This window comes from Streptomyces sp. T39, from assembly GCF_008042045.1.
Lineage (GTDB): Bacteria > Actinomycetota > Actinomycetes > Streptomycetales > Streptomycetaceae > Streptomyces.
In genome coordinates this window covers 2,972,009-2,987,408 of the sequence record NZ_RDBP01000012.1, presented here as the reverse complement: position 1 = coordinate 2,987,408, position 15,400 = coordinate 2,972,009, and the positions used below count along the sequence as shown (strand labels likewise).

The window sequence follows — 15,400 nt, the reverse complement described above, 5'->3', positions numbered from 1 at the left end:
TCACCCCAGATCCGTGGTGCCGGTCTTGGAATCCGTGCGCGGCTGCTGTGGCGCGGCCGGCTTCGGCTTCTGTGCCTCTTCCATCGCGTCGCGCTCCTCGTCGAGGCGCGCGTTGATCGCGTGGAAGCGGGAGCGCTCGTAGTTGTCGACGTTGTCGTAGCCGACGTCGGCCCCGTGCACACCGATGGTGAGCACTTCGATCTGGTCGCCGAGCGACTTCGAGAGCGAGACCAGCGCCTGATGGACGCGGTTGTACTCCGTGTAGAAGCCGTCCGCCTCGGCGAAGGGGAGACCGACGCCGAAGGATCCGCGGGTGACCTGCTCGGCCGCGACCTTGGTCTTGCCGCCGTCACTGCTCTCCAGCGTGGAGAGCACCTCGTCGACCTTGGCCCGGAACTTCTTCAGCTCACCGACACCGCGCTCGAGGTCACCGGCCATTGCCGCCCCCGTCACCACATGCCCTGGGCACGAGTCATTCCTCCCCGTTTGCTACCACTGCCATACATTGCGATCGTGCTGTCCTGCTTCCCGTGATCGCCGCGGGTACCACTCTAGCCACCGGTTACGACACTCCCAAGTGGCTTGTTCGTCACAGGACTTCGTCAAAACCTGTACGACAGTTCATGTGCTGCCGCAAAGTCACCGTGCCGTACCGATTGTGCTGCAACGCCTCATCCCAGCGCCCCGCGGGCGATCCTCCGCCTGCGCCGCCGGGAGTCCCGCAGCGCCACCGCGCCTCCGGAGACCGCCGCGACCAGGACCGCCCCGCCCACGACGACATAGGTCGCGAGCCGGGCCGAGCGCTCCTCGGGGCTCTCGCCGGGGTGGAGTTCGGCCGGTGTCGGCGCCTCGGCGCGGGTGACGCCCTCGTGGGCCTCGGGCTTCTCGATCGGGTGGTCGTCCTCGGTCAGCGCACGGACGGGGTCGACCACACCCCAGCCCACCAGCCGGTCGTGACCGGCGACCGAGCGCTCCGCGGTCTGCTGGATCTGGGCGACGATCTGCTGCCGCGTCCAGTCACCGTGCTTGGCCTTGACGAGCGCGGCGAGGCCGGCCACGTAGGGGGCGGAGAAGCTGGTGCCGCTGTCGGCGCAGTGGCCGCCGCCGGGCACGGTGGAGATCATGTCGACACCGGGCGCCGCGACCCCGACGAAGTCTCCCGACTGGGAGAACTGGGCGCGTTCGTTGTTCCGGTCGGAGGAGGCCACCGCCAGGACGCCTTCGTACGAGGCGGGGTAGGTCCGCTTCACGTTGCCGCCGAGGCCGTCGTTGCCCGCCGAGGCCACCACGACGATCTCCTTGGCGAGGGCCGCGTCCACGGCCTCCTTCAGCGCGGGGGCCGGCTCCACGGCGTTGGCCGTGTCCTGCGAGATGTTGATCACGTCGGCCTTCTCGGCGATCGCGTGCCGGATCGCCTGGGCCAGGGTGGCCGCGGTGCCGCGGCCGTCCGCGTCGTTCTGCTGGATCGGGATGATCGTCGCGGCGGGAGCCAGTCCGCTGAAGCCGGTGCCCTTGGCCGGCCGGGCCGCGATGATGCCGGCGACCTTGGTGCCGTGGCCCACGGTGTCCGTGGTCCCGTCCTCCTTGCCGCGTTCGATCTTGTTGCCGTTGTCGTCCTTGGCGTCCTTCGGGAGGAGGTTGATCCCGGCGCGGGTGTCGACGGCCGGTTTGAGCTGCGGGTGGCGCACGTCGACCCCGGTGTCGATGACGGCCACCCGGACGCCCTTGCCCGTGGACTGCTTCCAGAGCTCGTCGAGGAGGACCCGCTGGAGCGACCAGGGGCGGCCCTCGTAGACCTTGCCGGGGTAGGTGCACTGGGTGATGTCGTCCGCCGCCGCGGTGGACAGGGGCAGGCCGATCACGGTGAGCGCGGTGGCCGCCGCGACGGTGAACAGGCGGCGGGTGGCGGCGCCGGCCGGCGAAGTCGCCCGGTCCATGCTCCTGTTGGTCATCGCCGCCGCCCTCACGAACCCTGCGGCTGCGTGGCCGCTCCGGTGGAGAGCCGGGGCCCGGTCGGCAGGAAGGTCGACCACTGCGCCGGGACGGGCAGCGGGGTGACCTCCTTGTAGCCGAGACGGTTCTGCGCCTGGGCCGCCTCCTGCTGCCGTGCCCGCTTCTCCTCCTCGGAGCCGGAGGAGCCGATGCCGGACTCGTCGGTGGCGCTGTCGCCGTTGGACTGCATCGCGTACCGCAGGCCCGTGTCGGTGACCAGGAACAGGAAGCCGGTCTTCGTGTCGGATCCCTTGAACTGGCGGAACAGCTGCCCGGATCCGGGGGTCACGTAGGCGCTGGTGGACCCGGTGGGCAGGGGGGCCGGGAAGTCCGTGCCGGCCCAGGTGGTCAGGGTGGTGGCGCCGCCGTCCTCGTCGACGTCCCGGAGCACGTTGCAGACGGTGTTCCTGCTGCCCTGCGCGGTGCTCGCTTCGTTGACGGGCTTCGGCTCGGCGGCCGGCCACTTCTTGTCCTGGCCGAACGGTCCGCCCGGCGCGAAGGCGCCGGCGCTGACGGCGGTCTCCTGGCCGTTCTGGCCGAGGTCGACGAGCTGACGGCTGTTCAGCAGCAGCTTGGCGACGAAGTCCGAGACCGGGGCGACACGGCCCTGGAGGACCACGTACCGCTGCTTCCTGGTGCCGTCGGTGGCGGACAGCACCATGCCGATCCTGTTGACGGCCTCGGCGAGGCCGGGGGCGCCGGCCGGGGCACCCGGGGTGCCGGGGACCTCCGGGAAGGAGATGGTGTCGCCCTGGTGCAGGGTCTCCAGCCAGGCCGCCGAGACGCGCTGCGCCGCCCGGTTGTGGCCGACGAGCTGGCGCAGGAGGAGTTCGTCGTCGGCGGCCCGGTAGGCGGTGCCGCCGGCGTCGACGACGTACTTGGTCCCGTCGGGGCCCTCGACGTAGAGGAGTTCGCCGCCGGTGAGCTGGTTGGCGCCCTCGGTCTTCTTCGCGTCCCGCTCGGCGAGCACGAACGCGGCCTTCTGGATCGCCCGGCCGCCCTCGCCCGGGCGCTCGCAGACCGCCCAGCGCTTGGCGGCGCCGGCCTGCTTCGCGTCGGGCAGGCGGTCGGGGGCGTAGGGGATGCCGAGGGTGGCGCCGTGCGGGATCTTGCCGTTGTCGAGCACCGACTCGTCGACGTTGATGACCTTCCCCTTGTCGGGGTCCAGGAGCAGCTTCGCCGACGACATGTTGAGGACCGGGTGGAGCTGGACCTTGTCGCCCGTCTTCAGGACGACGTACCGGGTGGTCGATTTGCTGGCGATGATGACGTTCTCGCCCGGAGTGTCCCAGCCCTTGGGCGCCACGGGCTTGAACATCCCCCAGGCGCCGAAAACGGCGAGGACCACCACGCCCACGATGACACCGGGGACGACCGCCCGCAGGGGACGCGGAGCGCCCTCCTCGGAGCCCGTCGCGTTCGGCTGAAGGAACTGCGCGATGAGCCTTCGCTTCGCGAAGGTGTAGGCGTTCAGTTCGTCCCGACGTGATGCCATCTGTACGCAGTCCCTCTCCCCGCTGGGCGACCAGGTTCCCACACTCATCGTGACGGCCTGCCGCCGTGCCGCCCCTACTATGCCTGTCGGCGCTTGCGTCTTACTGCTCAGGTAGGCTGATCGCCCGGTCAACGCCCATAGGAAATTGCTTATTACGGACACGAGGGGGCAACGCGGCGATGGGTACGGCGACGCGTACGCGGAACGGGCGGACCACCGGCCGGGACACGGGAACTTCCCGAGGGCAACGCAGCAACGACCCCGGAGGGAACGCCCCCCGACCCGCCTCCGCGACGCAGGGCGCGCCCACGGCGACCACGCTCCGGCCCCTGTCCCGGACGAGCCGGATCGGCCCCGTCCAGCTGCGTCAGCTGTTCCTCGTCGAGTCGGCGCTGGCCCTCGTGGCGATCGGTCTCGCACTCGGCGGCCTCTGGCTCGTCCCCACGTGCACGGTCGCCGGCCTGCTCGCCCTGCTCGCCGTGATCCGGCGCCGCGGGCACGCACTTCCCGACTGGCTGGCGACGGCCCTCGCGTTGCGCACGCGCAGACGCAACAGCGCCCCCGCCGCCCCGGACACCGACCCGTCGCTGGCTCCCGTCACCGAGAGCCTGCCCGGCTTCGCCGCCACTCCGTACATCGACCGCAACCGCCGCACCGTCGGCATGCTCGGGGACGGCACCTTCCTGACGGCCGTGGTGCGCGTCGAGGCCAGCGGCTCGGCCCTGCGCCCCGCCTTCGGCGCCCGCGCGCTCCCGCTGTCGCTGCTCGGTGACGCGCTCGAGGTCGACGACATCGTCATGGAGTCGGTGCAGCTGGTGCAGCAGGTGCGCGCGGCTCCCGCACCGCATCTGCCGCAGCAGTCGGTGGCCCGGCTGTCCTACGCCCCGCTCCAGGAGAAGACCGGCGCACCCGCGCTGCGCATGACCTGGGTCGCCGTGAAGCTGGACCCGGAGCTGTGCCCGGAGGCCGTACAGGCCCGCGGTGGCGGTCTGGAGGGTGCGCAGCGCTGCCTGGTGCGCATCGCCGACCACGTCGCCAGCCGCATCACCGGCGCGGGCTTCCAGGCCGTGGTGCTCGACCAGGAGGAACTCAACTCCACCGTGGCGACCGCCGCCTGTGCGAGCCACCCCGGCCACCCGTACCCCGGCCAGGTGCCGCCGGGTGCTCCCGGCCAGGTGCCTCCGCAGGCCCAGGGCACGCCCCACGCCCCCGGCGCTCCGGCCGACCCGCGGGCCGGCGGCGCGTGGCCCTCGCCGGTCACCCACGACCAGCGGGAGCGCTCGGTTCCCGGCGCGCCGCTCGGCTACACCGCGGCCGTGGAGCTCTCCTCCGACCGGCTGCTGCGCAACAACCGGCCGAAGCCCAAGTCGAGCCGCAATCCCGCCGCCGCCAACCGCTTCAAGCTGGGTGGCAAGAAGGAGGAGGCGGAGCGGCAGCGCAAGCTCGACCTGATCCGCACGCCGGTCCTCTCCTGCTACCGGATCGCGGTCATCTCGCTCAAGGGCGGCGTCGGCAAGACCACCACGACCACGGCGCTCGGTTCGACCCTGGCCACCGAGCGGCAGGACAAGATCCTGGCGATCGACGCCAACCCGGACGCCGGCACGCTCGGCCGGCGGGTCCGCCGGGAGACCGGGGCGACGATCCGCGACCTCGTGCAGGCGATCCCGTACCTCAACTCGTACATGGACATCCGCCGGTTCACCTCGCAGGCGTCCTCCGGCCTGGAGATCATCGCCAACGACGTGGACCCGGCCGTCTCGACGACGTTCAACGACGAGGACTACCGGCGCGCGATCGACGTGCTCGGCAAGCAGTACCCGATCATCCTCACCGACTCCGGCACCGGCCTGCTCTACAGCGCCATGCGCGGGGTGCTGGACCTCGCCGACCAGCTCATCATCATCTCCACGCCGTCCGTGGACGGTGCGAGCAGCGCCTCGACGACGCTGGACTGGCTGTCGGCCCACGGCTACGCGGAGCTCGTACAGCGTTCGGTGACGGTCATCTCCGGGGTGCGCGAGACCGGCAAGATGATCAAGGTGGACGACATCGTGGCCCACTTCCAGACCCGTTGCCGCGGTGTGGTGGTCGTGCCGTTCGACGAGCACCTGGCCGCGGGCGCGGAGGTCGACCTCGACATGATGCGTCCCAAGACCCGGGAGGCGTACTTCAATCTGTCGGCGCTCATCGCCGAGGACTTCGCCCGCGCCCAGCAGCAGCAGGGCCTGTGGACGGCGGACGGCAACCCGCCGCCGCAGTCCGCGCCGCCCATGCCGGGCCACCAGGGCCAGCCGTGGCAGCAGCAGCCCGCCCCGGGGCAGCCGATGCCGGGACAGCAGGTGCCGGGGCAGCCCATGCCCGGTCAGCAGGTGCCGCACCAGCCGGCGCCCGGCCAGCCGTACCCCCAGCAGCCGCAGCAGCCGTACGGTGGCCCCCAGCAGCCCTACCCGCCCCAGGGCTGGCAGCAGTCGCCGCCGGCCCAGCCGCAGCCTCCCGCCGCTCCCGCGGGTCCGCCGCCGGGTGCGCCCGGACATCCCGGCGCCCCAGGTCAGACGGATTCCCAGGCTCCGGTGCCGCCTCCCGGATGGCCGCAGCAGCAGCCTCCGCAAGCGCCGCCAGCCCCTCAGCAGTAGGGCTGCAGAGGTCTGAACCAATAAGGGCCCGCACCGGCTTCCCGGTGCGGGCCCTCGGCGTATTCCCGCAGCCCACACGGGGTTTGGACGGCCGTTGACGCGGCATGACCACACTGATAAACCTTCGCTTCACCAGCTGGCGAACCCGAGATCACCAACCCGCCTTCTCCGAGCGAGTCATGACGCGAGGTCACCGTCCCATGGTCACAGAGGCTCCACCACCCACCGCCCTGCACCGTTCCCGCTTCCGGCGGACCGCAGCCGCCGGCACCGCCGCGTCCGCGCTGCTGCTGGCGGGCCTGATCGTCCCGCACGCCCAGGCGGCGCCGCAGGACCGCACCGCGGCCCTCGCCCCGGCGCAGGCCGCCGACGACAAGAACGTGCTCACCGTCGCCGTGTCGCAGAGCGTGGACTCGCTGAGCCCGTTCCTCGCGTCCCGGCTGCTGAGCACCTCGATCCACCGGCTCACCTACGAGTACCTGACGAACTACGACCCCGAGGACGGCCGCACCGTCCCCGGTCTCGCGACCGAGTGGAAGCCGTCCGCCGACAAGCTGACCTGGACGTACACCATCCGGGACGACTCCACCTGGTCGGACGGGAAGAAGGCCACGGCCGAGGACGCCGCCTGGACCTTCAACAAGATGATGACCGACCCGGACGCCGCGACCGCCAACGGCAGCTTCACGGCCAACTTCGAGAAGGTCACCGCACCCGACCCGAAGACGCTGGTCATCCGGCTGAAGAAGCCGCAGGCGACGATGACCGCGCTCGACGTGCCCATCGTGCCGAAGCACGTGTGGGAGAAGGTCGGCGACTTCTCCACCTTCAACAACGACAAGCAGTTCCCGATCGTCGGCAACGGGCCGTTCGTCATCACGGACTTCAAGGTCGACCAGTACGTGAAGCTCGCCCCCAAGAAGGACTTCTGGCGCGGCGCGCCCAAGTTCGACGAGCTGGTCTTCAAGTACTACAAGGACGGTGACGCCGCGGTCGCCGCGCTCCAGAAGGGCGAGGTCTCCTTCGTCCAGGGCCTGACGCCCGCCCAGGCCGACGCGCTGAAGAGCGCCGAGAACATCAAGGTCAACGACGCGCCGGGCCGCCGCTTCTTCGCGCTGGCCACCAACCCCGGGGCCCGTTCCAAGGACGGCAAGACCTTCGGCAACGGCCACAAGGCGCTGCTCGACCCGGCCGTGCGCAAGGCGCTGTTCCACGCCACCGACCGCAAGACCATCGTCGACAAGGTCTTCCAGGGCCACGCCGTCGAGGGCGAGGGATACATCCCGCCGCGCTTCTCCTCGTACTTCTGGAAGCCGTCGGCGGAGCAGAAGATCGGCTACGACCCCGCCAAGGCCGCGCAGCTGCTCGACCAGGCGGGCTACAAGAAGAACGGGAACGGCAAGCGCACCGGAAAGGACGGGAAGCCGCTCGACTTCCGGATCCTGTGCCACGCCACCGACCCCAACGACAAGGCCATCGGCAAGTACCTCCAGGAGTGGTGGGGCGAGCTCGGCGTCGGCCTGAAGGTCGAGTGCCTGGACAACGTCTCCGACCCGTGGCTCGCGGGCGACTACGACCTGGCGTTCGACGGCTGGTCCGTCAACCCGGACCCGGACTTCGTGCTGTCGATCCACACCTGCGCGGCCCTGCCGGCCACCCCGAAGGACACCGGCGCCACGGACAACTTCATCTGCGACAAGCAGTTCGACGAGCTGTACGCGCAGCAGGCCGCCGAGTACGACCCGGCCAAGCGCACCGAACTGGTCAAGAAGATGGAGTCCCGGCTCTACGACACGGCGTACATGAACGTCCTCGCGTACCCGAACGCGCTCGAGGCGTACCGTACCGACCAGATCAAGTCCATCACGACGATGCCCGAGGCCGCGGGCAACATCTACGGTCAGGACGGCTACTGGAGCTGGTGGTCGGCCGAGCCGGCCGGCTCCGGCGGCGGATCCGGCGGCGGTTCCTCGACGGGGATCGTGATCGGGATCGGCGCGGTCGTCGTCCTGGCCGCGGCCGCCGGTGTCTTCGTCGCGATGCGGCGCCGTTCCACCGCGGAAGACCGTGAATAGTCGATGAGCACCACGAGCACCACCGGCACCACGACCGCCGTGGCGCGGGCCCCCGAGGCCCGCGCCGCGAGCGGCGCCGGCGCACGCGCCTATCTCGCCCATGCGGCGGCCAAGCTGGGCGGCGCGGCGGTCTCCCTGATCGCCGTGCTCGTCACCAGCTTCTTCCTCTTCCGGATCATCCCCGGCGACCCGGTCAAGGCCATGACCCACGGCGTGCCGACGTCGGCGGAGCAGATGGCCACGCTGCGCCGTCAGTTCGGACTGGACCAGCCGCTGTGGCAGCAGTTCACGGACTACTGCGCCAAGGCCCTGACCGGCGACCTCGGCATGTCGTACCAGTTCCGAGCGCCGGTGGGCGACCTGATCCTGCAGAAGGTGCCCGCCACCCTGCTGCTGACCGGTGTCGCCGTCCTGCTCTACTCGGCGATCGGCCTGTGGCTGGGCACCCGGTCGGCGTGGCGGCACGGCAGCCTCGGCGACCGGGTCAACACCGGTGTGGCGCTGACCCTGTGGTCGGTGCCGTCCTTCTGGCTGGGACTGCTGCTCATCATCACCTTCTCGGTGGGGATCGGCCCGATCCCGGGCATGTTCCCGACCGGTGGCATGGAGTCCGGCGACGAGACCGGTTTCGCCCATGTGCTCGACGTGGCGCACCACATGGTGCTGCCCGTGATCACCCTGGTCGCGGTCGGGTACGCGCAGACCCTGCTGGTGATGCGTTCCTCGCTGCTCGACGAGATGGGCAGCGACTATCTGACGACCGCACGGGCCAAGGGGCTGCGGGACGACGCCGTCCGCCGCCGGCACGCCGTGCCGAACGCGCTGCTGCCCACCGTGACCATGGTCTTCATCAACCTCGGCCATGTGGCCGCCGGTTCGATCCTGGTGGAGACGGTGTTCTCCTGGCCCGGTCTCGGCGGCCTGTTCTACCAGGCGCTGAGCGTGCCGGACCTGCCGCTGGTGCAGGGCCTGTTCGTCGTCTTCGCCGGAGCGATGATCGTGATGAACCTCCTCGCCGACCTGCTGTATCCGCTGCTCGATCCCCGGGTGGGCCGATGACGACGACACCGGCCGCACCGGCCGCCGGGAGCCCCCGCTCCGCCCGCTCCCTCGCCTGGGCGCGCAGGCGGCACTCGCTCGCCCGCTTCTGGGCGGAGTACCGCACCCACCGGGCGGGCCTCTTCGGGCTGGGCGCCCTCGCGCTGATCGCCCTGGTGGCGCTCACCGCGCCGCTGCTGGTCGGCTCCGACGTGCAGAGCGTGACCAACGCCCCCGGCAGCGCCCTGGAGCGTCCGAGCGGGGAGTTCCCGCTCGGCACCGACCAGTTCGGGCGGTCGCTGCTCGGTCTGCTGGTCTGGGGCGCGCGCATCTCGCTGACCGTGGGGCTGCTGGCCGCGGCCCTGTCGGTCGCCATCGGCACCCTGGTCGGCGTGGTCTCCGGGCACTACGGCGGCTGGTTCTCGACCGTCGTCATGCGCATCACCGACTGGTTCCTCGTGATGCCGACGCTGGTGCTCGCCATCGTCCTGGCGACCGTGATGTCACGCAGCATGTGGACCGTCATCGTGGCCATCGGCGTCACCACCTGGCCCACCACGGCCCGTCTGGTCCGCGCCCAGACCATCGCCGTCGAGTCCCGCCCCTACATCGAACGGGCGAGGGCGCTCGGCGGCGGGCACGGGCACATCATGAACCGCCACGTCCTGCCGAACGTGATGCCGCTGGTCCTCGCGCAGACCACCCTCGGCATCTCCAGTGCCATCCTCACCGAGGCGACCCTGGCGTTCCTCGGCCTCGGCGACCCGACGGTCGTCTCCTGGGGCGGCATGCTCCAGGACGCCCGCGAGGCCGGCGCCGTCTCCTCCGGTCACTGGTGGTACCTGGCACCTCCCGGGATCGCGATCGCCCTGGTGGCCCTGGCCTTCACCCTGTGCGGACGCGCCATCGAATCCGTTCTCAACCCGAAGCTGGGGGTCGCGCGGTGAGCGTGCTGGAGGTCAGGGACCTGCAGGTGACATACGGCAGCGGCCGCACGGCGGTGCCCGCCGTGCGCGGCGTGGACCTGACCCTCGCCGCGGGCCGCAAGCTGGGGATCGCCGGCGAGTCCGGCTGCGGCAAGTCCACGCTGGCGCTCGCACTGCTGCGCCTGCTGCCCGCGTCCGCGCGGCTGTCCGGTGAGATCCTGCTGGACGGTGAGGACGTGCTCACCATGAAGTGGGGCCGGCTGCGGGCCGTCCGCTGGGCGGGGGCGTCCATCGTCTTCCAGGGCGCGATGCACTCGCTGAACGCAGTGCACCGGGTCGGGGAACAGATCGCCGAGCCGATGCTGCTGCACGGCACCACGACCCCCGCTGCGGCCCGCGCCCGGGTGGGCGAACTGCTCCAGCACGTGGGGCTGCCGGTCTCGCGCGCCGACGCCTACCCGCACGAGCTGTCCGGCGGACAGCGGCAGCGCGTCATGATCGCCATGGCGCTGGCCTGCGACCCGCGGCTGATCGTGGCGGACGAGCCGACGACCGCGCTCGACGTGATGATCCAGGCGCAGATCCTGCGCCTCATCGAACAGCTCGTCGCCGAGAAGGACATCAGCCTCCTGATGATCAGTCACGACCTCGGCGTCCTCGCCGACACCTGCGACGAACTCGCCGTGATGTACGCGGGACGCGTGGTCGAGGAGGGTCCGGCGCGGGCGGTCTACGACGCGGCCCGCCACCCGTACGGTCAGGCGCTTTCGGCCGCGTTCCCGAGGATCGGCGATCCGGCCTCCCGCCGCGCGCCGCGCGGCCTGCCCGGTGACCCGCCGGACCCGGCCGACCTGCCGGGCGGCTGCACCTTCCATCCCCGCTGCCCCGTCGCGCTCGACAGCTGCGCGCACGAGGACCAGAGCCTGCTGGCCGCCGGCGACCTGCGCCGCGCGGCCTGCGTCCACGTGGGGACCGGGGTGAAGCAGCCGTGACCGCATCCATCGAGAAGGGCGCCGCCGTGACCGGGACTCCCGACCTGCTCTCGGCCACCGGTCTGCACGTCACCTTCCCCGGGCGGCGCGGCGCCCCGCCCGCCCGCGCCGTGGACGGCGTGGACCTGGACATCGGCGCCGGTGAGATAGTCGCCCTGGTCGGCGAGTCCGGCTGCGGCAAGACGACCCTTGCCCGCTCCCTGCTGGGGCTGGTGCCGCCCACGGACGGACGGGTCACCTTCGGCGGCGCGCCGCTGGACTACGGCAGCCGCGCCCTGAAGAAGTACCGCAAGCGCGTCCAGCTCGTCCTCCAGGACCCCAGCGGCTCCCTCAATCCCCGGCACACCGTCTACGACGCCGTCGCCGAGGGCCTGCGGATCCACGGGTACACGGGCGACGAACGCGAGGCCGTCGCCGGGGCCCTCTCCCGGGCGGGCCTGCGGCCCCCGGAGCGCTTCTTCCTCCGCTACCCGCACGAACTCTCCGGCGGGCAGCGGCAGCGTGTCGTCATCGCCGGGGCGCTCGTCCTGGAGCCCGAACTGATCGTGGCGGACGAACCGGTGGCCTCCCTCGATGCCTCCGTGCGCGGGGAGATCCTGGCGCTGCTGCTGCGCCTGCGCGACGAGCTGGGGCTGTCGGCGCTGGTCGTGACCCACGACCTGGGGCTCGCCTGGAACATCGCCGACCGGGTGGCGGTCATGTACCTGGGACGCATCGTGGAGTCGGGTCCGGTGGAGGAGGTCCTCACCGCGCCCCGGCACCCCTACACGCAGGCGCTGCTCTCGGTGCTGCCCGAGTCCGGGAAGCCGCCGGTCGTCCTCACGGGCGAGCCGCCGGACCCCGCGCGCATCCCGGAGGGCTGCCGCTTCCACGCCCGCTGCCAGATCCTGGCCTCGGGGGAGGCCGCGCGGGCGGGGGTCGCGGACGCCTGCCGCACGAAGCCGCTCCCGGTCCTTCCCCACACCACGGCCGCCCAGGTGGCCTGCCACTGGTCCGCGTAGCGGGGCGGTTTCGCCGGGCGGGCGGCCCGGCCGGGGGTGCCCGGCCCGTCCGGCGATCGAGGACACCGCGCGGCAGCGCGGTGCCGCCGCCACCGGCCGGCGGGGGCCGGGAACCGCGGCCCGACGCGCCCCGGAGCCCCGGCGGCTACTCGGACGTCAGCTCGCGGCAGCACTTCACGTCGTCGCCCATCGCCACCAGCAGCGCCTCGATCGAGTCGAACTTCTTCTGGCCGCGGACGTACGCCAGGAAGTCCACCGTCACATGGAGCCCGTACAGCTCCAGCCCGACCCGGTCGATGGCGTACGCCTCCACCGTGCGCTCGGTGCCGTCGAACTGCGGGTTGGTGCCCACCGAGATCGCCGCCGGCATCCGCTCGCCGTCGGCGGTCAGCCAGCCCGCGTACACCCCGTCCGCGGGGACGGCCGTGTGCGGCAGGGTCTCCACGTTGGCCGTGGGGAACCCGAGCTCGCGGCCGCGCTGCGCGCCGCGCACGACGACGCCCTCGACCCGGTGCGGCCGCCCGAGGATCTCCGCGGCTCCGGTCACGTCGCCCTCGGCGACGAGACGGCGGGTGAGGGTCGAGGAGAACGGCTCCCCGCCGCCCGCCTCGCCGCTGACGAAGAGGTCGATGACCTCGACCTCGTAGTCGTAGGTCGTGCCCAGTTCCCGCAGGAGGTCGACGTTCCCCGCGGCCCGGTGTCCGAAGCGGAAGTTGGGGCCCTCGATCACCGCACGGGCATGGAGCTTGTCGACCAGCACCTTCACGACGAAGTCGGCCGGCGACAGCTTGGAGAACTCGACGGTGAAGGGGAGGACGAGCACGGCGTCGACGCCCAGGTCCTCCATCAGTTCGGCGCGCCGGTGGTGCGGGGCGAGCAGCGGCGGGTGGCTGCCGGGGCGGACGACCTCGCTGGGGTGGGGGTCGAAGGTGACGACGACGGCGGGCACCCCCAGCTCGCGCGCCTTCTCCACGGCACGGCCGATGATCAGCTGGTGTCCGCGGTGCACCCCGTCGTAGGAACCGATGGTGACGACGCTGCGCCCCCAGTCCTGGGGGATGTACTCCAAGCCACGCCAGCGCTGCACTGTGACCGCTCCTCGCCCGAACTGTTCCCGAATACCGATACCGACTGCGCAGATCTAAGACTGCCATGCCCGCCCTCCGCGGTCGGCATCGGCTCCTGATCCGCGCTCCCCCGCCCCGAGCCGGCGCCGTGTCCGGCCCCGACGGAAAGCGCCCCCCTTTCACGCCCGCAGGGACTCCGAGCGCCCGCACGATGAGGTGAATTCGGGCGGCCGGGTGGACAGACCTGGTGTGGGGGAAACGAGGGGGGTCGTGGAACGGGCAGCACAGCTGCCCGTTCCACGAGGGAGCCGCCGCACGCGACGGGTCCGGCCGCCCACGGCGGCCTCGCCTCAGGCGAACACCGCGAGGCTCTTCGCCTTGCCCTTCTGCTCCTCGACCAGCGCGAGGAAGCGCCCGTCGGGGCCGAAGACGGCGACCGGCGACCGGTCCTGCGGCGGCATCTCCAGCCGCACGCCGTTGGCCAGCAGCTTCGCCTGCCGGGCGTCGACGTCCCAGCGGGCGAACGCCGCGGCCGCCGCGTCCGCGATCGGCATGACGGTCAGCTCCTCCTGGAGCCCTTCGAGCGTCTTCGCCGCGTCGATCCCGTACGGACCGACCCGGGTGCGTCGCAGGGCCGTGAGGTGGCCGCCGACGCCGAGCCCCGCACCGAGGTCGCGGGCGAGGGCCCGGATGTAGGTGCCGGAGGAGCAGACGACGGAGACGACCAGGTCGACCACGGGGGTGCCGTCCTCGGCGGTGGCCTCCCGCACGTCGTACACGCGGAACGACGAGACGGTCACCGGCCGTGCCGGGATGTCGAACTCCTCACCGCCGCGCACCCGTGCGTACGAGCGCTTGCCGTCGATCTTGATGGCGCTGACCTTGGACGGCACCTGCATGATCCGGCCCGTGAGCCCGGCGACGCCCGCGTCGATCCCCTCCCGGGTGACCGCGGAGGCGTCGGCGGAGGAGGTGACCTCGCCCTCCGCGTCGTCCGTGACGGTGTTCTGTCCCAGACGGATGGTGCCGAGGTACTCCTTCTCCGTCAGCGCGAGGTGGCCGAGGAGCTTGGTGGCCTTCTCCACGCCGAGGACGAGGACCCCGGTGGCCATCGGGTCGAGGGTGCCCGCGTGGCCGACGCGGCGGGTGCGCGCGATGCCGCGCATCTTGGCGACGACGTCGTGCGAAGTGAAGCCCGACGGCTTGTCGACGATGACGAGGCCGTCGGGCGTGGGGGTGCGCTCTGTCATTCCGAGGCTTCGTCCTCGGGCTTGCGGTACGGATCGGGCTCGCCGGCGTACGCGGCGCCGGAGGACGCCTCGCGCACCTTGGCGTCCGACTCCCGTGCCTTGTCGAGGAGGTCCTCGATCGTCTTGGCGTTCTCCGGGAGCGCGTCCGGCACGAAGGTCAGGGTGGGCGTGAACTTGGTGCCCGCCGCCGCCCCGACCGCCGAACGCAGGATGCCCTTGGCGCTCTGGAGTCCGGCTGCCGCGCTGGCGCGGTCCTCGTCGTCGCCGTAGACCGTGTAGAAGACCGTGGCCTCCCGCAGATCACCGGTGACACGCGTGTCCGTGATGGTCACGTGCGTACCCAGACGAGGGTCCTTGATGCCGCGCTGGAGCTTCTCGGCGACCACCTCCCGGATGAGGTCCGCCAGCTTCTTCGCCCGCGCATTGTCGGCCACTGGTCCTTCTCCTCTTGCTGCTGTTCCTGCTGCTGCTACTGCTACTGCCCGTGGTGCTGCCACCGGTACTGCTGCTCGTGGTGCCGCTCATTCAGTCTTCGTCGCCGTGGAGTCTGCGTCGAACCGAGAGCAGTTCCACTTCCGGCCGGGCGGCGACGAGCCGCTCGCACCGGTCGAGCACCTCGGAGAGGTGCCCGGTGTCGCCGGAGACCACCGCGAGGCCGATCTCGGCCCGCCGGTGGAGGTCCTGGTCCCCCGTCTCGGCCGCACTCACCGCGTACTTCCGCTGGAGTTCGGCGACGATCGGGCGGATCACCGACCGCTTCTCCTTCAGCGACCGTACGTCGCCGAGAAGCAGGTCGAAGGAGAGTGTCCCCACATACATGTATGTCCGGATGTCCCGCCGGTGCGGGTTCATGACGCCTGCCAGCGCTTGGCAGGAACATCAGAACGGTACACGCAACGGCCGGGGCCGATCGACGGAAATACTTCCG

Annotated in this window: 13 protein-coding genes; 6 read left to right on the top strand and 7 right to left on the bottom strand. The window is 71.5% G+C overall.

From position 1 onward, the window contains the following. From EAO77_RS14610 to eccB, 3 genes are all read right to left on the bottom strand, one after another. Positions 1 to 438 (bottom strand): hypothetical protein, encoded by a 438-nt coding sequence (locus EAO77_RS14610; protein ID WP_147988410.1) that lies wholly within the window; start codon positions 436 to 438, stop codon positions 1 to 3. A gap of 233 nt (positions 439 to 671) precedes the next feature. Then, a complete protein-coding gene (gene mycP / locus EAO77_RS14605; protein ID WP_410088457.1) occupies positions 672 to 1,952 on the bottom strand; it encodes a type VII secretion-associated serine protease mycosin in 1,281 nt (426 codons plus the stop codon). 11 nt (positions 1,953 to 1,963) lie between these two features. Continuing rightward, positions 1,964 to 3,487, bottom strand: a complete 1,524-nt coding sequence (gene eccB, locus EAO77_RS14600; protein WP_147988409.1) for a type VII secretion protein EccB — start codon at positions 3,485 to 3,487, stop codon at positions 1,964 to 1,966. Positions 3,488 to 3,666: 179 nt separating this feature from the next. Between eccB and eccE the strand changes: the two genes are divergently transcribed. The 6 genes from eccE (at position 3,667) to EAO77_RS14570 (ending at position 12,155) form a co-directional block, all read left to right on the top strand. Then, positions 3,667 to 6,123, top strand: a complete 2,457-nt coding sequence (gene eccE / locus EAO77_RS14595) for a type VII secretion protein EccE (RefSeq protein ID WP_147988408.1) — start codon at positions 3,667 to 3,669, stop codon at positions 6,121 to 6,123. A gap of 200 nt (positions 6,124 to 6,323) precedes the next feature. Continuing rightward, positions 6,324 to 8,198: an ABC transporter substrate-binding protein gene (locus tag EAO77_RS14590; protein ID WP_147988407.1), complete on the top strand. Its 1,875-nt coding sequence runs from the start codon at positions 6,324 to 6,326 to the stop codon at positions 8,196 to 8,198. A gap of 3 nt (positions 8,199 to 8,201) precedes the next feature. Further along, positions 8,202 to 9,257, top strand: a complete 1,056-nt coding sequence (locus tag EAO77_RS14585) for an ABC transporter permease (protein WP_147988406.1) — start codon at positions 8,202 to 8,204, stop codon at positions 9,255 to 9,257. Further along, on the top strand, positions 9,254 to 10,183 hold the full coding sequence (locus EAO77_RS14580) for an ABC transporter permease (protein ID WP_147988405.1): 930 nt from the start codon (positions 9,254 to 9,256) through the stop codon (positions 10,181 to 10,183). Before EAO77_RS14585 ends, EAO77_RS14580 begins: the two co-directional genes overlap by 4 nt. After that, the gene (locus tag EAO77_RS14575) at positions 10,180 to 11,154 is read left to right on the top strand and encodes an ABC transporter ATP-binding protein (RefSeq protein ID WP_147988404.1); all 975 of its coding nucleotides are present in this window, start codon (positions 10,180 to 10,182) and stop codon (positions 11,152 to 11,154) included. The genes EAO77_RS14580 and EAO77_RS14575 overlap by 4 nt, the downstream gene beginning before the upstream one ends. Before the next feature lie 26 nt (positions 11,155 to 11,180). Then, positions 11,181 to 12,155 (top strand): ABC transporter ATP-binding protein, encoded by a 975-nt coding sequence (locus tag EAO77_RS14570; protein WP_147989132.1) that lies wholly within the window; start codon positions 11,181 to 11,183, stop codon positions 12,153 to 12,155. 145 nt (positions 12,156 to 12,300) lie between these two features. On the opposite strand, the gene EAO77_RS14565 is transcribed toward EAO77_RS14570, so the two are convergent. The 4 genes from EAO77_RS14565 to EAO77_RS14550 all read right to left on the bottom strand — a co-directional run bounded on the left by EAO77_RS14565 (position 12,301) and on the right by EAO77_RS14550 (position 15,291). Then, positions 12,301 to 13,242: a bifunctional riboflavin kinase/FAD synthetase gene (locus tag EAO77_RS14565; protein ID WP_147988403.1), complete on the bottom strand. Its 942-nt coding sequence runs from the start codon at positions 13,240 to 13,242 to the stop codon at positions 12,301 to 12,303. A gap of 330 nt (positions 13,243 to 13,572) precedes the next feature. Next, positions 13,573 to 14,472, bottom strand: coding sequence for a tRNA pseudouridine(55) synthase TruB (gene truB, locus EAO77_RS14560; protein WP_147988402.1), 900 nt, complete (start codon positions 14,470 to 14,472; stop codon positions 13,573 to 13,575). Next, complete coding sequence (gene rbfA, locus EAO77_RS14555; protein WP_147988401.1) at positions 14,469 to 14,906, bottom strand: 30S ribosome-binding factor RbfA; 438 nt, start codon at positions 14,904 to 14,906, stop codon at positions 14,469 to 14,471. The genes truB and rbfA overlap by 4 nt, the downstream gene beginning before the upstream one ends. A gap of 91 nt (positions 14,907 to 14,997) precedes the next feature. Beyond that, entirely contained in the window at positions 14,998 to 15,291 is a 294-nt protein-coding gene (locus EAO77_RS14550; RefSeq protein WP_147988400.1) for a DUF503 domain-containing protein, read from the bottom strand. Between the last annotated feature and the right edge of the window lie 109 nt (positions 15,292 to 15,400).